Genomic DNA, 23161 nt, shown 5'->3' on the forward strand with positions numbered 1-23161 from the left:
GACAGGGATGACAGGGATGACAGAGGTGAACCTGTGACAAAGCCCGAAGGTAACAGCGGAACTCTGACCGCCCTGTGGGCGGCAGCGGTCCGCCGGGATCCGGAGGCGACGGCCGTCAGCGAGCGCCAGCGCCGGGTCGGGTACGGCGAGTTGGACGAGATCAGCAACTGTGTGGCGCGCCTGCTCGTCGAGCGGGGTCCGTCCAGGTCCGAGGAGAGCCTCGGGCGGGTCGGGATCTGGCTGAACAAGTCGGTCGAGGCGATCGCGGCGATCTACGCGGTGCTGCGGAGCGGGGCGGCGTATGTGCCGATCGACCCGACCGGGCCGCCACGGCGGGCCGCCGCGGTGCTGTCCGACTGTGCGGCGTCGTGGCTGATCACCACGCCGGAGCGCGCGGAGAGCCTGCGGGCGTGTGCTCCGGAGCTCATGGAGCGGGTTTCAGTGCTTTGTGTCGGTGCGGAGTGGGAGGAAGCGCTGACGGAGTACGCGGGCGCCGAGCGGGTCTACGTGCCGACCTCACCCGACGACGTGGCCTACATCCTCTACACCTCGGGCTCCACAGGGACACCCAAGGGCGTCGTGCTCACGCACGCCAACGCGCGGGCCTTCGTCGACTGGGCCGCCGGCGAGCTCGAGCTGACGGCGGCGGACGTGCTGTCGAGTCATGCGCCCCTGCACTTCGACCTGTCCATCCTCGACGTCTTCGGCGCTGTGGCGTGTGGCGGCTCGGTGGCCCTGGTGCCGGACAGCTGGACCGGGCTCGGCGCGGGCCTGGTGCGCTTCGTCAGGGAGCAGGACGTCTCGGTGTGGTACTCGGTGCCGAGCGCGTTGCGGCGGATGGCCGATGCCGCGGGCGGCGGCGAGCTGGCCGACACGCGGCTTCGGGTCGTCGCCTTCGCCGGCGAGGAGTACCCGGTGCGGCATCTCAGGGCTCTGCGCGATGTGGTGCCGGCTAGCAGCGTGCTCTACAACCTGTACGGCCCGACCGAGACGAACGTGTGCACGTTCCACCGGCTCGGTCCCGAAGACCTCGCCGCGGACGCGCCGGCGGCGCCTCCGATCGGCCGGCCGTGCCCCTACGCGACGGAACTGGTGATCGAGGCGACCGGCGAGCTGTGCATCGGCGGCGCGTCCGTCATGCGCGGCTACTGGAACGACCCCGCCAAGACCGACGCGAGCGTGATCCAGACCGAGCGCGGCTCGTTCTATCGCACCGGGGACATCGTCAGGCGCCGCGACGACGGGTGCCTGCTCTACGTCGGCCGCAAGGACACGATGGTCAAGGTCAAGGGTCATCGCATCGAACTCGGTGAGATCGAGGCGGTGCTGGAACTGCGGCCCGAGGTCGCCGAGGCGGTGTGCGTGGTCGCGCCCGACGAGGCCGGGACCGCGCGGATCGTCGCGTTCGTGACGGCGGCGCGCGGCGGTGGACCTGACGAGCGCGCCCTGCGTCGGCATACTCGTGAGTATCTGCCCACGTATATGGTCCCGGAGAAGATCGAGGTCGTCTCGAGCCTCGCCTACACCTCCACCGGCAAGGTCGATCGTCGATCCCTGATGGCGGCGGCGGGCTCATGAGGACCCTGGTGCGCAAGGACGTGCTGCCGTCGCACACGATCGAGACCTGGGAGTGGCCGAGTGCGGCGCTGGGCGTCGTCAAGCGGGCCGACGTGCTGGTGCCGCAGACGTGCCTGTCCGCGGAGCGGAAGGCCGCCGTGCTGATCCTGCTGCACGGATACGGTGGCAGCCGGTCGACGTGGTTGACCAGGACCAGGCTGGTCGAGCACCTGAGCGGGCTCGACCTGGTGGTCGTGCTGCCCGAGAGCGGCCGGCGCTGGTTCATCAACGACGACCGGGGGCTGCGCTACGAGGACTACCTGGTGCGGGAACTCGTGCCCTTCGTCGACGAGAACTACGCCGTGCATCTGCGGCACGGCCTCCGCGCGATCGGCGGGTTCTCGATGGGCGGGGCCGGCGCCCTGATGCAGGCGCTGCGGCATCCCGGGCTGTTCACCGTGGTCGCGAGCCACGCGGGGGCGTTCGAGGCCCCGTCGCGCGTCGGCGACCCGTATGCCGGACTGCGGGACGAGCGCGACTTCATGATTCCGACCGAGGCGGCGCACGAACGGGTGTGGGGCCCGCCCGGGAGCGCTGTACGCCGTCTTTACGATCTGCCTGCGATGGTCGACTCCGGCCGGGCATCCGGGCTGTCGGTCTACGCCGACGTCGGGGCGCAGGACTATCCGCGGATCGTGGAGATGAACCGCCGGATGGCGCTGAAGCTCCGGACGGCCGGCTTCGACCTGGAGTTCCACGAGCGCCGTGGGTCGCACGACCTGGAGTACCTGGACCGCGCGCTTCCTTTCTCGCTGAGGTACGTCGACGACAAGATCAGGAGGCTGTGACGGTGTGCGGTATCGCGGGCTGGGTGGACTGGGATCGGGACCTGCGCCGGGGCGGCGAGGTCGTCTGGCGGATGACGCGGACGCTGGCGCCGCGCGGCCCGGACGCGCAGGAGGTCTGGCTCAGTCCGCGCGCGGCGCTGGGCCACAGCCGGCTGGCCGTCATCGACATCGAGGGCGGGCGGCAGCCGATGGTGCGGACGCACCGCGGCGGCGGCGAGGTCGCGATCGTGTTCAGCGGCGAGATCTACAACTTCCGCGAGCTGCGCGCCGAGTTGGCCGGCCACGGCTGGTCGTTCACCACGCGGTCGGACACCGAGGTGCTGCTGACGGCGTACCTGCAGTGGGGCACCGAGCTCGGATCCCGGCTGATCGGCATGTTCGCGTTCGCTATCTGGGACTACCGGGAGCGGCGGCTGGTGCTGGCGCGCGACCGGTTCGGCATCAAACCGCTCTACTACGCGCGCCTCAGCGAGGGGAACGGTGTCATCTTCGGTTCGGAGCCCAAGACGCTGCTCGCCCACCCCGGCATGCCAGCGGAACTGGACGCCGAGGGACTCGCCGAACTGATGGCCGTGCCGCGCGCCCGGACACCGGGCCACGGAACGTTCCGGGGGATGCGCGAGGTCCGGCCCGGCTGTGTGGTCGTCGCCGATGAGCGAGGGCTGCGCGAGGCGCCGTACTGGCGCCTTGAGGCCCGGGAGAACGTCCGGGACTTCGCCGAGGGTGCGGTTCACATCCGCGGGTTGCTCGACGACATCGTGCGCCACGAGGTGGTGGCCGACGTGCCGGTCGGGTCTCTGCTGTCCGGGGGGATCGACTCCAGTGCCGTCACCGCGCTGGCCGCGCGCGAGCTGACGGGCGACCTCGTCGCGTTCTCCGTCAACCCGCCGTCGTCCGGCGCCCCGGGCTCCGACGCCTGGCGCCCGAGCACCGACGAACCCTTCGCCGCCCTGGTGGCAGCCGAACTGGGCATCAAGCACGTGACCACCGCCGTCACCGTGGACCACCTCGTCGACCACCGCGACATCGGCCTCACCGCGCGCGACCTCCCCGGCTGGGGCGACCTCGACACCACCATGTACTTGCTGTTCCAGTCGGTCAAGGACCACTGCACGGTGGCCCTGTCCGGCGAGGCGGCGGACGAGATGTTCGGGGGCTACCTCTGGCAGAACGATCCCGGCTATGTCGCGCATGACTCCTTCCCGTGGATGTACGGCCGGCGTCAACCCGAGGTCCTGCTCCGTGAGGACATCCGCCGTGCCATCGAGCCCCGCCGTTATGAAGCAGACCGCTACCACGAGGCGCTCGGCGAGGTGCCACGCCTGCTCGGCGACAGCCCCGAGCGCCGCCGCCAGCGCGAGGTCTTCCACCTCGGCGTCACCCGGTGGCTGCCGGGCCTCCTCGACCGCCAAGACCGCCTCAGCACAGCCTTGGGCCTGGAGGTCCGCGTCCCCTTCGCCGACCACCGGCTGGCCGAGTACCTGTTCAACGTCCCGGCCGCTCTGAAGGCACATGCCGCGACGCCGAAAGCACTCCTCCGCGAAGCCTGCACGAACCTGCTGCCGGCCGAGATCGTCAACAGACCGAAGAGCGCCTACCCGGCCAGCCGCAACGACCATTACGTCGACCGCATGCGCGACCTCGTCCTGGGCCTCCTGGCCGACACCACCGCCCCGGTCTTCGAACTCCTGGACCGCGCGCGCGTCCAGGCGGCGGTCACGTCCGATCTCGACGCGCTGCCGGGCCCGATCACCGCGGTCACGCCCGCGATCAGCCTTTCCTATCTGCTGCAGCTGAACGGGTGGCTTGAGCGTTATCGGGTGCGCGTACGACTGTAGGACTAAAGAATGGCCCGAAGCGCCGCCAACGCCTCCTCAGCCGTGGTCAGCGGTTCCCGACCATCAGCCTGTCCCCTGACCGAGGCAGCGAACGCCTCAAGCTCGTTCCGGTAGAGGTTCTCCTCGCCGAAGGTCTTCTGCAGCTCTCCCTCCGGTCCGGTCACAGTGATGGCCGGGCAGCTCTTCTCTGCGAAGAAGCCGCGTGCCAGAACGCTGCCACGCTCGAACACGATGGACAGGTCGTTCGCCGTGGCGGCGGCCTCCCACGACGCGGTCACGTCGACCAGCGGGCCGCTCTCGAAGCGCATGACGAGGTTGCCGGTGAGCCCCGACTCGGAGGCGAGCCGAGCGGCCTCCGCCGGCCGCCCGAACAGGTATTCCGCCATGTCGACGCAGTGGACGCCCGTGTCGAGCAGGGGCCCGATCCCCGCCCCCGACGAGGCGAGCTTCCACGCGGCGTTCGACGAGGCCTTGTTCAGGGCGAAGGTCCAGCGAGCCGAAGCCGCGATCGCAGGGCCCAGCGATCCCTGCGCGACGAGGGAGCGGAGGAAGGTTGCGGCTTGCTGGTGCCGGAGGTGATGCGCGATGGCCAGCGTCCGGCCGTCCACCGCCGCGAGTTCGGCCAGCGCCTCGCCGTCCCGCAGGTCGTCGGCGAGGGGCTTCTCGCAGAGCACGTGGGACACGTACCGGAACGCCTGGATGCAGTGATCGATATGGAGCATCGGCGGGCTGGCGACGAGCACGGCGTCCGGCTCGGCGGTGGACAGCATCTCGTCGATGTCCGTGAAGGTGGCGACCTCCGGATAGGCTGTACTGATCGCGGCCAGCTTCTCCTGGGACCGGCCGTGCATCGCACAGATGCTCACCTGCCGGCTGGAGGCGAGCGCCGGAAGGACCCGCTTGGCGGCGGTTCCGGTGCCGGCGATCACGGCGATCCGAACCGGCTCATCAGTGTCAGACATCGCTACGACGGTCCGTTCTGTCGGAGTCATCCGGGTATCGCGGGATATCGTACTGGCACGGCACACCCTTGCCCGCACCTCACTCGGACCCTCGGTTTTCTGACGCCTCGTCACGTGACCGGTCGCACCGCCAGGCCTTTCCCTTCCGCCGAAGTGCGCCGTCGCCGCGCGGACCCCCTCAGACACCCTGACCCGCACCAGACAGCCGCCCCACAAGACCTTCATCCCCGATTCACATCAGGGCCCTGAACGGATACGTTCTTCCCACCGGCACACACCTTCCCGCCCACGGCAACGAGGCCGTCCGGGCGACCTCAGGCATCCGCCTCCTACCCCGGCGGATCACAAGACGGAAGTGGTGAAGCCGCATGCGCGACCTCAGGTCCCTGCCACCGATCGGCCTGTCGTTGTACCGCATCGTGATCGGGTTCCTCATGACCTGCCATGGCGCCTCCACGCTGACCGGCTTCCCGGTCAAGCCCTATGGCGGGCACACGCTCTCCCTGACCGAATGGCCCGACGGCGTGGCGGGTCTGCTCCAGTTGGCCTTCGGGCTGCTGGTGATGCTCGGCCTCGCGACCCGGCCGGCCGCGATTGTCCTCTCCGGCACCATGGCTTACGCCTACTTCAGCGTGCACCAGAAGCACGCGCTGCTGCCGATGGCCAACGGCGGCGAACAGGCCGCGTTGTTCTCGTGGTCGTTCCTGCTGATCGCCATCATCGGCGCGGGCCCGCTGGCGCTCGACGCGCTCCTGGCCCGCTCGCGATCGCAGGACGAAGGGCACGTTGCCCGTGTGGCACGGCGGCTGACGTCCCGGAACACGCCGGCGGCCCCTGGCATGGACTAGGGACTCCAGCCGCACCAGGAGGTACGTGGTGGGTCTGTCGTACGAATGGGACGGGCCCACCTTCATGTGCGTTGTCCTGGCGATCCCGATATAACGGATCCCATGGCGGAGCCAGTGAAGGTCCAGCTCGGCGCGGTCCAGCAGACGTTGTTCATCCCGCTGGCCGGGCGGGCGCGCGAGTCGCGCAGGAAGCATCCGCTGGTCCGGGACCCGAAGGCCGCCCAGATCATGGCGGCGGTCGACTTCGACGCCGCGCGGTACAGCCGGGGCTGGGGCGCGGGGGTCACGGTGCTGCGGACCGCGGTGTTCGACGAGTTCGTCCGCGGCTTCCTCGCGGACCATCCGGAGGGGACGGTCGTCGAGCTCGGCACCGGCCTGAACTCCCGGTTCGACCGGGTCGACAACGGGCGGACGCGGTGGATCGACCTGGACCTGCCCGACACGGTCGAACTGCGGCGGCGCTTCTTCGAGGACACCGACCGCCGCCGGATGGTGGCCGCCTCGGTGCTGGACGAGGACTGGATGGCGGTCGTGGCGGCGAGCCCGGGTCCGTATCTGTTCGTGGCCGAGGGAGTGCTCGTCTACCTGGACGAGGCACCGACGGTGCTCACCCGCATCGCCGAACGGTTTCCCGGCGCACTGCTGGTGTTCGACACCTACACCAAACGGATGCTCGATCAGCAGCACCGGATGGCGGCCAAGAGGAACCTGACCGCGCTCTGGGCGTGGCCGTGCGACGATCCGCACACGCTGGAGCCACTGGGTCTGGAGGTCGTGCGGGCGTCCGCCGTGACCCGGCCGCCCGCTACGGTGCGCGCCCGGCTGCCGCGCCGTTACCGGTATGCGCTGCCGCTGCTCAGGCCGGTCGTCGGAGACGTCGCCGCGGTCACGCTGTTCAGGGCACGGTGATTGAGGCCTCTGCGTTAGACACCGGAACATCGTTACCATGCGCTGTAAGGACCGCCGGGGCGGCGGCCGGATAACGATGCTCAGCGATAACGGGAGGCACCACCATGGCGGACGAGACCCGGGCACAGCAGGAGCCGCAGGACGACTATGCATCGGTGGACCTGCGGATGGACGTGCCGCACTCCGCACGGGTCTACGACTACCTGATCGGCGGCAAGACCAACTTCGAGGCGGACCGGGTCGCCGCGCACGCCTCGGTGGAGGCGTGGCCCGCGCTGCCGATATCCATGCGGACCACGCGTGCCTTCATGCACCGCCTGGTGCGCCGCCTCACCGAGGAATACGGGGTGCGTCAGTTCCTGGACATCGGCACCGGCATCCCCACCTCGCCGAACGTGCACGAGATCGCGCAGGCGATCGCGCCGGAGGCGCGGGTCGCGTACGTGGACAACGACCCGATCGTGCTGACGCATGCCAGAGCCCTGATGTCCAGCACGGCGGAGGGCCGCACCTGCTACATCGACGCCGACTTCCGCGACCCGGACTCGATCATCGGCGACCCCCGTCTGCGCGATGTGATCGACTTCTCCCGGCCGGTGGCGCTGTCCCTGATCGCGATCGTGCACTTCGTCCTGGACGAGGACGACCCGCAGGGCATCGTGCGCCGCTTCATGGACGCCCTGGTCCCCGGGAGCTTCCTCGCGGTGACGGTGTTCACCGGCGACACGGACCCGGTGGGCGTCGGCGGCGTCAGCCGCGAGTACAACGCCCGCGGCATCCCGCTGCAGGTCAGGGACAAGGCCGAGACCGAGGCCTTCTTCAAGGGCTACGAGCTGCTCGACCCCGGCGTCACCCTGGTCCACCACTGGCGGCCGGACGCCGACGCCGCGCCGATCCGCGACCAGGACATCGCGATGTACGCGGGCGTGGCGGTCAAGCGCTGAGTCCGGACCGCCGGGGCCTAGGTGTCTACTTCTTGTAGAACAGCACCAGACGGTAACCATCCGGGTCGAGCAGCGCGAACTCAGAGTCATGGATGTGTGACGGGTCGCGCAGGACGAAGGGAGCACCGGTGAAGATCTTCATCTCCTCGGACATGGAGGGCACGGCCGGTGTCGTCGACTGGGAGCAGTGCCGGCCGGGCCAGCACGACTACGAGCACTACCGCGTCCTGCTCCAGAACGAGGTGAACGCGGCGATCGACGGTGCGAACGCGGCCGGCGGGCCGCACGAGTTCCTCGTCAACGATTCCCACGGCCGGATGGCGAACCTGCGCCCCGAGCTCCTGCACGGGGGAGCCGCCTACCTGTCCGGCCGGCACAAGCCGCTGTACATGATGCAGGGCCTCGACGACTCGTTCGACGCGGTCTTCTTCGTCTCCTACCACGGCTCGGCCTCCGCCGGACCCGCGACCCTCTCGCACACCTACAACCCGGCCGCGATCGCGGAAGTCCGCCTCAACGGCGTGCTCGCCGCCGAATCCGGCATCAACTCACTGGTGGCGACGGGCCACGGCGTGCCCGTGGTCCTGGTGACCGGCGACCAGACCACGGCGGCGGAGCTGCGCCCGTTCTGGCCCGACGCCCACGCCGCCGTGGTCAAGCAGTCGATCTCCCGCTTCGCCGCCGAGAGCTTGCACCCGTCCCGAGCGATCCAGCTCATCGAGCAGACCGCACGGGACGCCGTCGCGACCCTCGGTCAGGCGGACAGGAAGCCGACCGCCCGGATCGAACTCCCGGCCACACTCACCGTCCGCCTCCGCAATCCGGACCTGGCCGAGATGGCCACCTGGCTCGAACGGGTCGCACCGGACCGGGACGACGCGACGGTCGTCCATCTCGTGGACGACGACCCCGTTCGTCTCTACCGCACGTTCGTCACCCTGGTCATGCTCACGCGAGGCATCGCCGAGTAGGGCCTGGGCCTGGGCCAGCCCGATGCGGGCCGGGGCGGTGAGGTGGTCGAAACCGTGCGGGGCGGATACCTCAAGACTCTGCCGGAACTGTTGTTCGGCCCGATCCACCAGTTGACCACGTCCCGCGGCAGATCGTTCAGTGACCCAGCGCGGCCTCCGCGAACGCGGCGGTGTCGTGGTCGCAGCCCACCGGCACGCCTGCGGCCAAGCCACGGTGCTGGCTCAGAACCCCGCCACCCCATGAGTCTGGACGCTGCGAACGATCTCAAGGGCCGCTCGCCGGGCCTCCTCTTCCGTCGGGTGGCGCAGATACACGACCTTCGAGTCGGGGGCCGCCGACATCACGGTCACGGTCCACGGCTTGACGCGAAGTACATGGACCTGGAACAGGCGCATCGTCTTCACCAAGAGCAGAGCCCCGAGCGATGCTTCACCGGCGACGAAGTCGTCAGGGCCGACATCCAGCGGCGGGCCGACTGCTGTCGTCTTGGTGACGCCCAGACGAACGGCAACGCCGTCGGGGCCGGTGACCGGCCCGTCTGGAAGCTCTTCCAGCGCTTCTACGCTCACGATTCATCCCCCTCTTCACGGTCCTTGCCGCAGCGATCGTAGTGGGTCGGCCGATCAGATCGCCTGACGTTCGGGTCCCAGCCCCACATCCGACCCTCCGGGTTGCTGAAGTCGACGAACAACCAGATCGCACAACCCCACGTAGCAGCGGGCCACGGTCCGTCCGGCGTCGATGATCAGACGGGCGAGAAGCCTGCCGATCCGGGGCCCGCCGACGGGCAGCGGGCGGCCGTTCCGGAGGACGTCGAGCCGGCACGCGGTGCTCCCGGTGCAGCCAGGCGAGCAGCCGCGCGACGTTCTCCAGCTGCGAGCCGGTGAGGGTGTCGCCGGAATGTCCCTCGTTCTCGACGCCGACCCAGTCGTCGTTCCCGCCGACCCCGGCCCACGCGACGGTCCCGACCTCCGGCCACTGGTCGAGCCCGCCGGCCTTCGGATGGCCGAAGTGCGCCGAGACCTTGGACGCCGGGTTGTGGAACCAGGCGTCGGTCCCGGCCTCGGGGCCCTCCTGGATGGGCAGCACGAGCCCGAGGATCGGGCCCATCGTCCCGCCCTGGTTCGGGACGGGTCCGCGCCAGGCGGCGCCCGGGTATCCGGTCATGGGGAAACGGTCGCAGTGTTCGTCGACAGATCGTCGACAGTTCACGTCCGGGTCAGGGCTTCCCGTGGGGGTGGGCGCATGTGCATATTCGAACCCTGTGTTCGTGGAGAGGAGGCCCGATGACGGTCGAGGACCGGCGACACGCCGCGGCGGCGACGCGAGCGAAGAGCGATCCGGATGTGATAGTCACCACCGGTATGCCCTGGAAGCAGCCCCAGCACCTGTATCTTAAGCGCGCCAAGGCCGACCAGATCGAGCTCGGCACACCTGGACGGCACCGTGCACGGCTCGGAACCCTCATGGAGTTGCCATGCTGATCGGAGTGCTCAAGGAAGCGAGGGCCGGGGAGACACGCGTCTCCGCGACCCCCGCGACGGTGGCCCAGCTGATGAAGCTGGGCTATGGCGTGGTGGTCGAGCCCGGCGCGGGAGCGGCGTCCAGCTTCTCCGACGACGCCTACGCCGAGGCGGGCGCGTCGGTGGGCTCGGTGGCGGACGCCGACATCGTGTTCGGCGTCAACGCGCCCGCCCCGGCGCAGCTCGACGCGCTCAAGGAGGGCGCGACGCTGGTCGCGCTGCTGTCCCCGGCGCTGAACCCGGAGCTGGTGGCGGATCTGGCCACGCGCCCGATCACCGCGCTGGCGATGGACGCGGTGCCCCGCATCTCGCGGGCGCAGTCCCTGGACGTGTTGTCGTCGATGGCCAACATCGCCGGGTACCGGGCGGTGGTCGAGGCCGCGCACGTGTTCGGGCGGTTCTTCACCGGGCAGGTCACGGCCGCGGGCAAGGTCCCGCCGGCGAAGGTGCTGGTCGTGGGCGCCGGCGTCGCGGGCCTGGCGGCGATCGGCGCCGCGGGGTCGCTCGGGGCGGTCGTGCGCGCCACCGACCCGCGGCCGGAGGTGGCCGACCAGGTGAAGTCGCTCGGCGGGGAGTACCTGTCGATCGAGTCGCCCGAGGTCGAGGTGTCGGCCACCGGTTACGCCAAGGAGATGGGCGCCGACTACAAGGCCCTGGAGGCGCAGCTGTACGCCGACCAGTGCCAGGACGTCGACATCATCATCACCACCGCGCTCATCCCGGGCCGCCCGGCGCCGCGCATCATCACCGCCGAGATGGTGGCCTCGATGAAGCCGGGCTCGGTGATCGTCGACATGGCCGCGGCCAACGGCGGCAACGTCGAGGGCACGGTCAAGGACCAGGCGGTGGTCACCGGCAACGGGGTGACCATCATCGGGTACACCGACCTGGCCGGCCGGCTGCCCGCGCAGGCGTCGCAGCTGTACGGCACCAACCTGGTGAACCTGCTCAAGCTGATGACCCCGGGCAAGGACGGCCACCTCGTCCTGGACTTCGACGACGTGGTCCAGCGCTCCATCACCGTGGTCCGGCAAGGCGAATCGACATGGCCGCCACCACCGGTGCAGGTGTCGGCCGCCCCGGCGGCCCCCGGGGCACCGGCCGCGCCCGCGCCGGCCGCGGAGAAGCCGGCGAACCCCGCGGTGAAGTGGGGCCTGATCGGCGGCGGCCTGGCCGCCTTCTTCCTGGTGCTGGCCACCGCGCCGGCGCCGATCCCGTCGCACTTCGCGACCCTGATGCTGGCGATCGTCATCGGCTACTACGTGATCGGCCACGTGGCGCACGCGCTGCACACGCCGCTGATGTCGGTGACCAACGCGATCTCCGGCATCGTCGTCGTCGGCGCGCTGGTGCAGATCGGGTCGCACGACCGGGCCGTGACGGTCCTGTCCGCCGCGGCCGTGCTGCTGGCCAGCATCAACATCTTCGGCGGCTTCGCGGTGACGCGGCGCATGCTCGCCATGTTCAGCAAGGGGGACCGCTGACATGTCCGTGGTATCCGTCGTCGCCGCCGCGGACATCGTCGCGGCGCTGCTGTTCATCCTGTCCCTGGCGGGGCTGTCCAAGCATGAGACCTCCCGGATCGGCCTGCGCTTCGGCATGATCGGCATGGCGCTGGCCCTGGCCGCCACCGTCTGGCTCGCGGTGAAGGGCGCCGACGAGGCCCTGCCCGTCGTGCTGCTCTTCGGCGCGATCACCGTCGGCGCGGTGATCGGCCTGTGGCGGGCGAAGATCGTCGAGATGACCGGCATGCCCGAGCTCATCGCGCTGCTGCACTCGTTCGTCGGCCTGGCCGCGGTGGCGGTCGGCTGGTCCGGCCACCTGGAGCACCCGACCTACGCCCTGGAGTCGCTGAGCCGCATCCACTCCGCCGAAGTCGCGGTCGGCGTCTTCATCGGCGCGGTGACCTTCACCGGCTCGATCGTGGCCAACCTGAAGCTCTCGGCCCGCATGTCCTCCAGCCCGCTGATGCTGCCGGGCAAGAACCTCATCAACCTCGGCTCCCTGGCCGCGTTCGCGGTCCTCACCGTGGTCTACGTCAGCGACCCCGGCGGCGCGGTGCTGGCCGTCCTGACCGTGCTGGCCCTCGGCCTGGGCTGGCACCTGGTCGCCTCCATCGGCGGCGGCGACATGCCCGTGGTGGTGTCCATGCTGAACAGCTACTCCGGCTGGGCCGCGGCGGCCTCGGGCTTCCTGCTCGACAACGACCTGCTCATCGTGACCGGCGCCCTGGTCGGCTCCTCCGGCGCGTACCTGTCCTACATCATGTGCCAGGCGATGAACCGCTCGTTCATCTCCGTCATCGCCGGCGGCTTCGGCATCGAGGCCGGCCCGGCCGAGGCCCGCGACTACGGCGAGCACCGCGAGATCACCGCCGACGGCGCCGCCGACCTGCTGCGCGGCGCCCGCACCGTGGTCATCACCCCCGGCTACGGCATGGCCGTGGCCCAGGCCCAGTACGGCGTCGCCGAGCTGACGCGCAAACTGCGGGACAAGGGCGTCGAGGTCCGCTTCGGCATCCACCCGGTCGCCGGCCGCCTGCCCGGGCACATGAACGTGCTGCTGGCCGAGGCCAAGGTCCCGTACGACATCGTGCTGGAGATGGACGAGATCAACGAGGACTTCGCCGAGACGGACGTCGTGCTCGTGATCGGCGCCAACGACACGGTGAACCCGGCGGCGTCCGAGGACCCCACCAGCCCGATCGCCGGGATGCCGGTGCTGACGGTGTGGGAGGCGGAGAACGTGATCGTGTTCAAGCGGTCGATGGCCTCGGGGTACGCGGGGGTGCAGAACCCGCTGTTCTTCCGCGAGAACGCGGCGATGTTGTTCGGGGATGCGAAGGAGCGGGTGGAGGACATCCTCAAGGCGCTCTGATCGGACCCCCGCGGGTGACGGCGACGGCCGGCCGGAGCACTGTGCTCCGGCCGGCCGGGCTCACATCAGGTTCCGTATGCGTCGAAGGACCACAGCGAGTACCCGTAGCCGGTGCCGCGTGCGGTGCCGTACAGCCGGATGTAGCGGCCTGATCCCGACAGCCCGGTCAGGTCCTGGACGCCTCCCGTGCCCGTGGTCGTGGAGTAGATCGTCGTCCAGGTGGTGCCGTCGTTCGAGGTCTGGATCTGGAACGCCTTGCCGTAGGCCGCTTCCCAGGACAGCTTCACCTCGGTGACCTGGTGCGTGGCACCCATGTCGACGCGGAGCCACTGCGGATCGGAGTACGCGCTCGACCAGCGCGTCGCCGCGTCGCCGTCGGTCGCCAGGTTCGCGGTGAAGCTGGTTCCCGGCTCGACGGACGAGGCGGTGGTCGGCTTGGCCAGGGTCAGGTCGGTGGGGGTGCCGGTGGTGCCGGACGGGGTGAAGGTCAGGGTCTGGTCGGCGGCGGAGCGGGTGCCGCCGACGCCGCTGCCGGTGGTGTTGGTCCAGTTGCGGGTCGGGGTGGTCTCGATCAGGCGGCCGGAGGTCGAGGACATGCCCAGGACCAGGCCGCTGTAACGGTTGACGAGGCGGAAGGTGCCGGCCGGGGAAGTGTTCTTGATGACGAACCACTGCTGGCCCACGGCCGGAGCGCCGGACAAGGTGGTCGCCGTGGGCGCGGTGCCCCACGCGCGGCCGGTCGTGGAGGCGGAGTTGACGCCCAGCACCTGGCCGGTGGCGGCGTTGGTGACGGTGAACGAACCGTCGCCGTCGCTGCTGAAGGACCAGGATTGCAGGGTCGAGCCGTCAGCCGGTGCGGACGTGGTCGCGGTGCTGCCGGAAACCTGGGCCAGGACCTGTCCGGAACCGTTGGCGATGACGTACGTCTTGCTCGTGTCGACCGGCGGAGCAGCCGGGGAGGTCGAGCTGAGGGTGATGTCGGTGTAGCCGCCGAAGTTACCGCATTCGATGACGCAGTAGTACCGGAAGGTCTTGCCGACGATCGTGGAGTTGGTGGCGTTCGCGCCGTCCACCAGCCAGCGGTACCAGGACGCCTGGGTGTAGCTGCCGGAGTCGCCGGCCAGGTACCACTTCTGCGTCGACAGGTCGTCGGTGACGTAGAACTGCTGCGGCCGGTTGCTGGACTGGTCCGACTGCGGCGTGGCGATGTACAAGCCCAGATAGGCGTCGTAGGAGATGTTCATGACGGCCAGCGGCGAGCTGGGCGGCAGAGTCCCGGCGGCGATCTGCTGGTCGACGTTGCCGATGTTGGCCGGGTTGTAGTCGTTCGCGACCGGTGTATAGCCGTCGCCGTCGGCCGAGGTCACCGGGACCACGTTGCTCTCCAGGCCGCCCACCCCCGGCTGCGACCACGAGCCGTTGTACCACTTCTGCCACGTCCCGGTCGCCATCTTGCCGGACATCGGCGCGCGCGCCACGTGCTCCAGCCAGTCCGTGCTGCCGCCCACGCCGCCCTTGGGCACGATCCGGGTGCTGTAGCCCAGGTAGAAGTAGCCGGAGGCCTGGTCGACGAACAACCGCGGGTCACCGTCGCCGTAGTCGTAGGTCTGGTTCGGGAACGCCGAGGTGTCGTTGCGCAGCGTGCTGTACGGGGAGGTGATCGCGTGGCCGGTGATCGCCCACACCTTGCCCTGGTTGGTGGAGACCGCGTAGTCGATCGAGTCGTAGTGCAGGCCGTCGCCGAACGGGCTCCCGGTGAACTCGTTGTGCACCAGGCCGTACCAGTTCCCGGTGTCCGGGTCGACCCACGTCCCGATCAGGTCGCAATAGTCCGGCAGCGAGTAGCCGCCACCGGCGGTCGCGTTCACCCCGGTCGGGCCGTTGTCGCACCGCCACGTGGTGTTGGCGTTGCTGTCCTGGGGGTTGGCGGGGTCGACCGCGTCGCTGATGGCGGTGTTCTTCGTGGCGGTGTCGAAGTTCGTGCCGCTGTAGAACTGCCAGTAGTGGTTGGGCGAGGTGGCCTCGTCGTACTGGGAGAAGGACTCCTGGAAGTAGAACGTGCCGTCCTTGTCGATGTACGGGGTGGCGGGGCTGTCGGTTCCGAAGGAGAAGGTACCTGTCGAACCGACCGAGATCGTGTAGGTGGCGTTCGGCGGGGTCGCCGACGCCGGGGTGGTGAGCGTGCCGGCCGCGGCCAGGGTCGCGACGGCGACCGTGGCTGCGGCGGCCATCGCCTTGGAACGGCGTGCCGCGGGGAATGGCGATCTCACGGGTGGTGCCTCCAATCAGGCAGGACGGACCGGGACCGGGCGTCGAGTCCGGAACGAGGTGAAGTGATGAGATGCGGGGCGTAAGAGCTACAGGACGCCGAGCTCCGAGGCCAGTACGAGGCCGGCGGCGCCGAGCAGGACGAGGTCGGGATCACCGGCCGTCGACCGAATGGCCACGGAAGCGCTGATGGGCGCGAGCGTCCGGGCGGCCACCGTGCGCCGCACGGCGTCCAGGAACGGGCCGTCCACCAGCTCGGCCGGCCCGGCCAGGACGACGTCGTTGAGGTTCAGGACGCTGACGATCGGGGCGAGCACGACGCCGAGCGCACGGCCGGCGGCGGCCAGCACCTCGTCACGATGCCGGTCGAGATCGGCGTCGGCGTCGTTGCCGGCGGCGGCGGTGGCGGCGGCGGCGTCGTTGCCGGCGGCGTCATTGGCGGCGCGGACGCTGGAAGCGGCCTCGGCGGCGGTGGCGGTGGCGGTGGCGGTGGCGACAGCCGCCAGCCGGCGCCGCAGGTTCCCGGCGTCGATGAGCGGATCCAGGCAGCCGCGCCGTCCGCAGACGCACGGCTCACCGTCTTCCTCGACGGTGACGTGACCGATCTCCCCGGCCGCGTACTGCTCCCCCTCGACCAGCTCGCCCCCGACGACGAGCCCGGCGCCCACGCCGTGCTCGATCGAGACGACCATCAGGTTCAGGGCCCTGACCTCACGGAAGTGCCGCACCGCCAGCGCCGCCAGATTGATGTCGTTGCCGACGCGCGCCGGGACGCCGAAGCGGCCGGCCAGGTCCGCCGCCATCGGCAGGTCGGTCCACTCCAGGTGCGCGGCCTGCCGCACCACCCCCTGGTCGTCGACCAGACCGGGGGTCCCGACCCCGATTCCGAGCACCCGCCGCGGCGCCTTGCCGACCAGCTCGGCGGCGAGCCGGTGGACCAGCGCGTCGGCCTCGGGACCGACGGCGTCCCCGATCTCCACCTCGGCCCGGTCCAGCACCGTGCCCCGCAGGTCGAGCACCGCCCCGGTGAACCGGTCACTGTGCGACAGGTCGAGGGCCACGATGGTCGCCGCCCCGTCCTCCAGCCGCACCAGCCCGGCGGGCTTGCCGAGCCGTGTCCCCTCCCGCGGCCCGATGTCGGCCACCAGCCCGTCCTGCTCCAGGTCGGCCACCAGCGCCGAGATCGTCGGCGCGGTCAGCCCGGTGGCCCGGCTCAGTTCCGGCCGCGTCATCGGCCCGTCCTGGTACAACGTGGCCAGCACCAGCGACCGGTTGTGCTGCCGGCTGTCCTGGGTCCGGGCCTTGGTGCGCTCCGGCAGGCTCCGGCGCTCCGGCATGGCCTGGAACAGGCCCCGGTGCCCGCGGGTCGCGGTCACCGCACGAGGGGTGGGCTCCATGTCCGGGCTCCTGTCGGCCGCCTGTTTCTAAAGAGTCTTAAGTTAAGACGTCTTAGATAGTCTTCGCAGACCGGCCGGGTGTCAAGAGGGCGGCTGATCACGCCCGGCGGGCATCCGCCGGGCGTGACCAGTTCACCTCGCGGTGGTCAGCGGACGGTCCACTGCTGAAGCGCGCTCCCGGTATCGGGCTGCTGCGTCACCATGGCGTTGTTCGCAGTCGACGCCGTGGTGAGGAGCAGGCCGCTGTTGACGTTCGTGAACGTGTAAGCGCCGCTGGGCAGGAGGGCGGCGGTCCAGTGCTGGTTGCTGTGACCCGTGCACGAGTACTGGATCACCTGCGTCCCGGCGGTGGTCTGACCGCCGTAGTCGTCGGCGCAGAGGCCTGAGTACGCGTTCTTGATTTCGTAGGATCCGTCGGACTGCTGGGTGAGGATCCAGTTCTGGTTGGTGCCGCCGTTGGCCTGCCAGGTGATGAGCTGGACGGTGCCCGTCGACCAGCCCGGATCGTCGAGCGCCTGACCAGAGGTCGACAGCACATGGGTACCGCTCAGGCCGCCCTTGGCCGTACCGAGTACCGCGTTGCCGCCGAGGGAGCTGGGCGTCGTCGCGGGGGTGCCGGTGACCGGGGCGTAGGTCATCGCCGAAACCGGAGCGGAGACCTGCTGGACCAGGTAGGTGCGTCCAGCGGCGGCCGGGATCGAGAACTGGTCCGCGGTCGTCGGGGCGACCACGACCGTCGACTCGTCGCCGCCGTCGACGACCTCGACGCTCTGGCCGGGCCACGGGTTGCGGACGGTGATGCCGCCGGTGGACCCGGCGTGGATGCCGACCGTGCCGATCGTGCCGCCGTGGACCTGCACCGACGCGGTGCCGCCGCCGTGGATGAAGGCGGTGCCGTCGGCGTCCCAGCCGGCGGGGAGCGCGGGCGCGATCCGCAGTACGCCGTCGTAGTCCTGGATCAGAGCCTCGTTGACGGCGAGCGCGACGTTCGCCTCCTGTTCGATATAGGTGTCGGACGATCCGGACGTACTCCCCCACAGGTCCCCCAGCCCGTCGGGGTGGGTCTGGTAGTGCTTGGTCAGCGCCGTCAGGTCGGCGGCGACCTCGGACGGCAGGCGCAGACGTGCGGCTTGGACCGCGTCGAAGCTCCAGTCGTTGGCGAGCGTGTTCACGCGGTGCGTGTACGTGCGCTGGGCCAGGGCGAGCAGTGGCGAGGAGTCGCCGATCAGGTTGTACGGCCAGACCGCTTCCAGGTCGTCGTCCTCGCTGTTGTGCACCGCCGCGGTGGGCTGCGACGACTGGCCCAGGACGTCGGTCCCGGACGCGTCGGAGGAGGCGGTGAGCAGCTTCTGGTGCGTCGCGGCGTCGGTGCGCGGGAAATCAGGGATCTGGTTCTGCGCGGTCTGAAGCTGCGAGACCAGCGGGCCGTCGGTGCCGAGGGCCTGCGCGGCGGCGATGGTGGCCGGGAACAGCGCCTTCATGGCGTCGATCAGGTTGACCGGGTCCTGGACGTCCCACTGGTTCTCGTGCGCGTTGGCGACCGCGTGCCGCAGCCCGTCGGAGCCGACGGTGGTGTAGGCGAGCAGGAACAGGCACTCCTGCTGCATCAGCGGGTAGTTCTGCCGCAGGAAGCCGAGGTCGCCGGTGGTCTGGTACTGCTGCCAGACCCACAGCCCGATCTCGGCGCCGGTGGACACGGTCTCGCCGTTCCACGTCGGGCCCGGCGGGTTGTTCTGGTCGCACGAGGCGTCGCTGAACGGGCTGCCGTCGTCCTGGAACCCGTTGCCGTTGAAGCGCATCGTCTCGGGGACGCAGATCCCCGACCGGCCGCCCATGTACTTCGTGGTCCAGGCCTGGATGTCGGCCAGGTTGGACGTGTAGAGGTTGTACAGCGGCGTGTTCAGGGCGAAGGCCCCGGCGCCGATGTTCGCCGCGACCTGCCCGCGCAGGTTCCAGAACCAGTAGGACGCGGGATACCAGCGGTGGCTGTCCCGATCGAAGCTGAACAGATCCGCCACGCCCGCCTGCGATCCGGGCAGCGTGCCCCGGGACTCCTCAGCGCTGGTGAAGTAATACAGGGTCCGCAGTTTCTCCATGTAGTTCGCGACACCGTCGCTGGAGGAGAGTTTCACCAGGCCCAGGCCGCTCCAGAAGTTGTGCCACCAAGCCAGGTGCGCGCTATGCAACGAGGCCGACGTCGCCGACGCGTCGGTTCCCAGCAGCGTGGCGGCGGCGTCGGCGGCGTCGCCGGCGTCGGTGTCGTTCCAGTGCGGCGCCCCGGCGATGACGCGGAACGTCCCGTCGGCGTGCGGCTTGAAGCTCACCTGCACCGTCTGCGCGTCGACCGTCGACGCCGTGACGCCGGTGCCGCCGGCGCTCAACGCGGCGAGGGACCCGAACGTCTGGCCGGATCCCGTGGTCGCGACGTTGTCGGCCCAGGTCTCGGCCAGCGTGGCGATCTGGCCGGAGGCCGCGGCCACCGGTGAACGCCCGGACCAGAGGTTGATCTTCGCGGTCTGCGGGGTGTCCGGATTCGCGCCGGCGACGTCGACGACCAGCTCGTCCTTGTCCGCGCGGACGTAGACGGTCGCGGTCATCCCGCCGCCGGACTCACGCAACACGCCGTCGTAGGGATCGACGGAGGCGGTGAAGTCGGCGGCGTTCGTGATCTGCGCCAGACCGGGCACGGTGAGCCAGCCCGGCGACTTCCGGTCCGGGAAGGTGTCAGTGCGGTTGAGCTGGGCCGTGAAGCCTCCGGCCGACCAGACCGCGGCGCCCAGGGTGCCGTTGCCCAAGGGCATCGAGGCCCAGGGGTCGGTGTTCGGGGATTGCAGGACGATGTCGGCTTCGCGCACCAGGTTCGGCGTGTCGACCGTGAAGGCACCACCATGCCACGCCGTGGTACTCGACGCCGCATGGGCGGCCGGACCGAACGGCGCGGCGAAGGCCGTGGCCAGCAGCGTCGCGCCGGCGATTACGCCAGAAGCGGCACGGAGGCGGAGGAAGGAACGTGTCATGCGCTGACTCCATCCATGGAGTAGGGACACTTGCTGATGCTCCCTAGCGCCCGGCGAGGGAGCAAGGACTTTCATCGGATGAATGCTGGACAAAACTGCGACACATTCGCCGGAGCCGCGGATTCTCGCAGTACACATCAGATGTCTGGATGTCCTGTACGTGGATCCCGCTGGCAGCCCCTTGTCAGAGGATGCCCCGAGCCCGGGTTGCAGCTTCCAGTAGCGAGAGGCAGGCCGGACCCACGTCAGCTCAGCCGACCCGGGCGAAAGACCAGGCGGTCGGCGTGCTTTGCTGGGTCAGGACGGTCAGGCCGTTCACCGTCCCGCCGGGTCCGACGTACAGACCGCTGGATGCGGACTGCAAGCCGTAGCCGCCCGGTGTCGCGACCGGATACCACCGCTGGTTCGCATTGCCGGTGCATCCGTACTGAATGATCGCCGCACCGGGCGAGGTCGAGGACCCGGTGACGTCGGCACAGAGTCCTGACGCGCTGCTCTTGATCGTGTAGCCGCCGTCGGCGGTGGCGGTGGCGATCCAGTGCTGGTTGGTGCCGCCGTTGCCCACGTAGACGATCAGCTGCGTCGACGGAACGGTCGAGGACCCGGGGTCGTCGATCACCTGGCCGGTGCCGGCCCGGCCGATCGCGTAGACGCCTCCGGAGGTCAGCAACGGCGCGGTGACGCTCAGCGTGAGTTGAGCTGTATGCGTATCCTGCGAGCCCGTCCCGGTGATGGTGACCAGCGAGTCGCCGACCGGAGTGTCGGGTGCGGTGTGGATGGTCAGGGTCGAACTGCCGCCGGCGGTGACCGTGGCCGGGCTGAAGGTCGCGGTGGCTCCAGCCGGAAGGCCGGATGCGGACAGCACGACCGCGTCCGGGCTTCCGAGGACGACGGACGTCGCGACGGTCGACGTCGTTCCGGTCCCCGCTGGGACCGAGGCCATCGGCTGGCTCGCGGACAGCGAGAAATCGGTGCTCGGAGCGAAGGCCTGGACTTCGGCCAGCGACAGATAGTTCGTCCCGGACAGCTGCACCATGATGTAGCGGCCTGTGGCGTTGACGTTCAGGCGGGTGGGAGTGCCGGCCTTGGTGCTCTGGTGGTTCGACCAGACCCCGGGCCGGGCGGCTTGCTGGGCCGGAGTCAGCGCGGTGTCGAAGGGCTGGTCGGAGATGAAGACCCAGTAGTCCGACAGCCGGTCGGAGCAGCAGTCGGTGCGGTTCCAGATCGCGACGCTGCCGAGCCGCCGCGACGAGCCGAGGTCGGTCTGCCACCACGCGTTGGCTTGGGAGTCGGTGTGGGAGACCGACCCGTCAGCCCAGGTGCCGTCGGTGTCGCCGTCGACGGCGCGGGTGGGGACTCCGCCGTAGACGGTGGAGGACGACGTCGCCGGGGTACCCGCGGCCAGGTCGAAGACCCGGCCGTCGTAGAACAGGCCCACGGTGGCGATCGCCGGCGGAAGGGACCGGGAACCGGTGATGCGCAGGCGCACCTTCGAGGCCGTCACCGGGTTCGACAGCTGGAGAAGGCGCTTGTAACCGACGGTGGTGGCCGACGCCGCCTGCTGCCATGTGCTGCCGTTCCAGATGTCGACGGCGAAGGTCTCGACACGCTGGCCGATCTGGATGTCCTCCTGGAGGGCGACCACGTCGAAGGTCTTGGCGGCGCCGAGGTCGAGGACCAGGGAGCCGGTGGTCCCGGTGGGCTGCCAGGCGGTGGCGTCGTCGCCGTCGACGACGTTCCCCGGATCGTCGCCGGCGGTGCTGGTGGTCCCGGTGTCGTTGGCGACGGTCGCGCCGCGGGCGAGGTCGGTGGCGAAGGTCGAGGCGATCTGCCGGCCGAAGCCGGCCAGCGCCGCCTCGTCGGCGGCGTCGAAGCGGCCGCTCTGGTCGGGCGGGACGTCGAGCAGCAGCTGGCAGTTCTGGCCGACGGAGCTGTAGTACATCGCCGTCAGCTGGTCAAGCGTCTTCGGGGCCTGATTCGGATGCCAGAACCACGTCGGCTCCAGCCGGGCGTCGCACTCGGCGGGGCTCCAGGCGAGGTAGGACGACTGGGTGGTCATCCGGGCGTCGGAGGCGACGTCGGTCGCGGTGTCGCCGAAGGTCGGGCTGCGGGTGCCGTCGGGGTCGGCGGTCCCGGTCTGCGGGACGACGCTCCACTCGCTGGCGCGCGCCACGCCGTTCTCGTTGCCGACCCACCGCAGGTCCGGTCCGCCGAACATGGCGGCGGTGGGTTGCAGGGCGCGGACCATCTGGAACCAGTCGCGGTAGTCGTACGGCTGCGGCCGGTTGGTGGGGTTGTAGCCGTCGAACCAGAGTTCGTCAACGGTGCCGTAGCGGGTGAGGAGCTCGTAGAGGGTGTTCTCGTAGTACGTGTTGTAGTCGTCCGAGGTGAAGGTGAACGTCTTGCCGTCGACGGTCTCCGAGGTGTCGCTCGGAATGGTCACGGACTTGGCGGTGCTGCCGTCGCCGTAGCGGCCGCCGGACTGGGCTTCGTGCAGGTCGGCGGGCGAGAGGTAGATGCCGACCTTCAGGCCGAGGCGGTGGGCGGAGTCCGTGAACGACTTCACGAGGTCGCCCTGGCCGCCGTCCCAGCTGCTGGCGGCGATGCCGTAGGACGAGTACGCCGACGGGAACATCAGCATGCCGTCATGGTGCTTGGCGACCAGGATGACCTTCTTGAAGCCGGCGTTCTTGAAGTCGGCCGCCCACTGGTCGGTGTTCAGACTCGTCGGCTGGATCAGGTTCGGGGACTCGGTGCCGGACCCGACCTCGCTGCCGGTGTAGGTGTTGGGCCCGAAGTGGATGAACCCCGTCAGCTCCTCCCGCTGCCACGCCAACTGCTGGCTGTTCGGCGTGACCACGGCGGCCTTGGCCAGGATCTGGGCCGTGGTGTCGGTGGCGCTGATCGTGACGATCGGGTTCGGCGGCGGGTTGGTGGTCGCCGCGGCCCGCCCGAAGGCGGAGAGCGAACTGACGAGAGCCGCCGCAGCCAGGGCGGCGGGCAGGAGCCGGTGGCGCACAGTACCTCCACAGTGAGGGATGGGGCTGTGATGTGGTGCGGACATCCGGTGCTTGGTATACGAGGCCTGCGATGAACGCGTCGACCTCGGCGCGTGGCTCACGATACATCCGATGTCAAGGCGGGCCGCTTGGGATGGGGGTTCATGGTGCCGTGTGAATCCGCATGTCATGCTGGATTGTT

The 23161-nt window shown here is 69.9% G+C and carries 15 protein-coding genes and 2 pseudogenes; 10 read left to right on the forward strand and 7 right to left on the reverse strand.

All coding sequences use genetic code 11. From position 1 onward, the window contains the following. The first annotated feature begins 33 nt into the window (after positions 1 to 33). The 3 genes from ABD466_RS25425 to asnB are packed head-to-tail and all read left to right on the forward strand — an operon-like array spanning position 34 to position 4243. Positions 34 to 1578, forward strand: coding sequence for an amino acid adenylation domain-containing protein (locus ABD466_RS25425; protein WP_344659678.1), 1545 nt, complete (start codon positions 34 to 36; stop codon positions 1576 to 1578). After that, entirely contained in the window at positions 1575 to 2405 is an 831-nt protein-coding gene (locus ABD466_RS25430; RefSeq protein ID WP_344659679.1) for an alpha/beta hydrolase, read from the forward strand. The genes ABD466_RS25425 and ABD466_RS25430 overlap by 4 nt, the downstream gene beginning before the upstream one ends. A 2-nt stretch (positions 2406 to 2407) precedes the next feature. Next, positions 2408 to 4243, forward strand: a complete 1836-nt coding sequence (gene asnB, locus ABD466_RS25435) for an asparagine synthase (glutamine-hydrolyzing) (RefSeq protein ID WP_344659680.1) — start codon at positions 2408 to 2410, stop codon at positions 4241 to 4243. Positions 4244 to 4245: 2 nt separating this feature from the next. On the opposite strand, the gene ABD466_RS25440 is transcribed toward asnB, so the two are convergent. Continuing rightward, positions 4246 to 5205 carry a Gfo/Idh/MocA family protein gene (locus tag ABD466_RS25440; protein WP_344659681.1) on the reverse strand — a complete coding sequence of 320 codons (960 nt, stop codon included), beginning with the start codon at positions 5203 to 5205 and terminating at the stop codon, positions 4246 to 4248. Positions 5206 to 5573: 368 nt separating this feature from the next. Here ABD466_RS25440 and ABD466_RS25445 point away from each other — a divergent pair, with 368 nt between their 5' ends. From ABD466_RS25445 to ABD466_RS25460, 4 genes are all read left to right on the forward strand, one after another. Further along, positions 5574 to 6053, forward strand: coding sequence for a DoxX family protein (locus ABD466_RS25445; RefSeq protein WP_344659682.1), 480 nt, complete (start codon positions 5574 to 5576; stop codon positions 6051 to 6053). 102 nt (positions 6054 to 6155) lie between these two features. Beyond that, on the forward strand, positions 6156 to 6962 hold the full coding sequence (locus tag ABD466_RS25450) for a class I SAM-dependent methyltransferase (RefSeq protein ID WP_344659683.1): 807 nt from the start codon (positions 6156 to 6158) through the stop codon (positions 6960 to 6962). Positions 6963 to 7066: 104 nt separating this feature from the next. Beyond that, positions 7067 to 7906, forward strand: a complete 840-nt coding sequence (locus ABD466_RS25455; RefSeq protein ID WP_344659684.1) for an SAM-dependent methyltransferase — start codon at positions 7067 to 7069, stop codon at positions 7904 to 7906. A gap of 128 nt (positions 7907 to 8034) precedes the next feature. Further along, positions 8035 to 8877, forward strand: coding sequence for a M55 family metallopeptidase (locus ABD466_RS25460; protein WP_344659685.1), 843 nt, complete (start codon positions 8035 to 8037; stop codon positions 8875 to 8877). 222 nt (positions 8878 to 9099) lie between these two features. On the opposite strand, the gene ABD466_RS25465 is transcribed toward ABD466_RS25460, so the two are convergent. Together ABD466_RS25465 and ABD466_RS44460 are read right to left on the reverse strand one after the other, a co-directional pair. Next, a complete protein-coding gene (locus tag ABD466_RS25465) occupies positions 9100 to 9447 on the reverse strand; it encodes a hypothetical protein (protein WP_344659686.1) in 348 nt (115 codons plus the stop codon). Positions 9448 to 9700: 253 nt separating this feature from the next. Further along, positions 9701 to 10045: pseudogene (locus ABD466_RS44460) on the reverse strand (N-acetylmuramoyl-L-alanine amidase); the annotation flags it as partial. A 194-nt stretch (positions 10046 to 10239) separates the two neighbouring features. Here ABD466_RS44460 and ABD466_RS25470 point away from each other — a divergent pair. The 3 genes and pseudogenes from ABD466_RS25470 to pntB form a co-directional block, all read left to right on the forward strand. Then, positions 10240 to 10362, forward strand: a pseudogene (locus ABD466_RS25470) (acyl-CoA dehydrogenase family protein); the annotation flags it as partial. Next, positions 10356 to 11885 carry a Re/Si-specific NAD(P)(+) transhydrogenase subunit alpha gene (locus tag ABD466_RS25475; RefSeq protein ID WP_344659687.1) on the forward strand — a complete coding sequence of 510 codons (1530 nt, stop codon included), beginning with the start codon at positions 10356 to 10358 and terminating at the stop codon, positions 11883 to 11885. The pseudogene ABD466_RS25470 and the gene ABD466_RS25475, both read left to right, overlap by 7 nt. Position 11886: 1 nt before the next feature. Further along, positions 11887 to 13278: a Re/Si-specific NAD(P)(+) transhydrogenase subunit beta gene (pntB, locus tag ABD466_RS25480; protein WP_344659688.1), complete on the forward strand. Its 1392-nt coding sequence runs from the start codon at positions 11887 to 11889 to the stop codon at positions 13276 to 13278. A gap of 65 nt (positions 13279 to 13343) precedes the next feature. Here the strand turns inward: pntB and ABD466_RS25485 are convergent, their stop codons facing one another. From ABD466_RS25485 to ABD466_RS25500, 4 genes are all read right to left on the reverse strand, one after another. Continuing rightward, a complete protein-coding gene (locus ABD466_RS25485; protein ID WP_344659706.1) occupies positions 13344 to 15509 on the reverse strand; it encodes a discoidin domain-containing protein in 2166 nt (721 codons plus the stop codon). A gap of 126 nt (positions 15510 to 15635) precedes the next feature. Continuing rightward, positions 15636 to 16943: an ROK family transcriptional regulator gene (locus tag ABD466_RS25490; protein ID WP_344659689.1), complete on the reverse strand. Its 1308-nt coding sequence runs from the start codon at positions 16941 to 16943 to the stop codon at positions 15636 to 15638. 146 nt (positions 16944 to 17089) lie between these two features. Continuing rightward, on the reverse strand, positions 17090 to 19960 hold the full coding sequence (locus ABD466_RS25495; protein WP_344659690.1) for an RICIN domain-containing protein: 2871 nt from the start codon (positions 19958 to 19960) through the stop codon (positions 17090 to 17092). Between the two features lie 250 nt (positions 19961 to 20210). Then, the gene (locus ABD466_RS25500) at positions 20211 to 22979 is read right to left on the reverse strand and encodes an RICIN domain-containing protein (protein WP_344659691.1); all 2769 of its coding nucleotides are present in this window, start codon (positions 22977 to 22979) and stop codon (positions 20211 to 20213) included. Positions 22980 to 23161 lie beyond the last annotated feature (182 nt).

Source organism: Catenulispora subtropica (assembly GCF_039531675.1).
Classification (GTDB): domain Bacteria; phylum Actinomycetota; class Actinomycetes; order Streptomycetales; family Catenulisporaceae; genus Catenulispora; species Catenulispora subtropica.

Bases quoted from the DNA above. Each gene is read 5' to 3' on its own strand.
- pntB (WP_344659688.1), top strand. From the start codon at position 11,887: ATGTCCGTGGTATCCGTCGTCGCCGCCGCGGACATCGTCGCGGCGCTG.
- ABD466_RS25475 (WP_344659687.1), top strand. From the start codon at position 10,356: ATGCTGATCGGAGTGCTCAAGGAAGCGAGGGCCGGGGAGACACGCGTC.
- ABD466_RS25440 (WP_344659681.1), bottom strand. From the start codon at position 5,205: ATGTCTGACACTGATGAGCCGGTTCGGATCGCCGTGATCGCCGGCACC.
- ABD466_RS25495 (WP_344659690.1), bottom strand. From the start codon at position 19,960: ATGACACGTTCCTTCCTCCGCCTCCGTGCCGCTTCTGGCGTAATCGCC.
- ABD466_RS25490 (WP_344659689.1), bottom strand. From the start codon at position 16,943: ATGGAGCCCACCCCTCGTGCGGTGACCGCGACCCGCGGGCACCGGGGC.
- ABD466_RS25455 (WP_344659684.1), top strand. From the start codon at position 7,067: ATGGCGGACGAGACCCGGGCACAGCAGGAGCCGCAGGACGACTATGCA.
- ABD466_RS25430 (WP_344659679.1), top strand. From the start codon at position 1,575: ATGAGGACCCTGGTGCGCAAGGACGTGCTGCCGTCGCACACGATCGAG.
- ABD466_RS25445 (WP_344659682.1), top strand. From the start codon at position 5,574: ATGCGCGACCTCAGGTCCCTGCCACCGATCGGCCTGTCGTTGTACCGC.
- ABD466_RS25450 (WP_344659683.1), top strand. From the start codon at position 6,156: ATGGCGGAGCCAGTGAAGGTCCAGCTCGGCGCGGTCCAGCAGACGTTG.
- ABD466_RS25485 (WP_344659706.1), bottom strand. From the start codon at position 15,509: ATGGCCGCCGCAGCCACGGTCGCCGTCGCGACCCTGGCCGCGGCCGGC.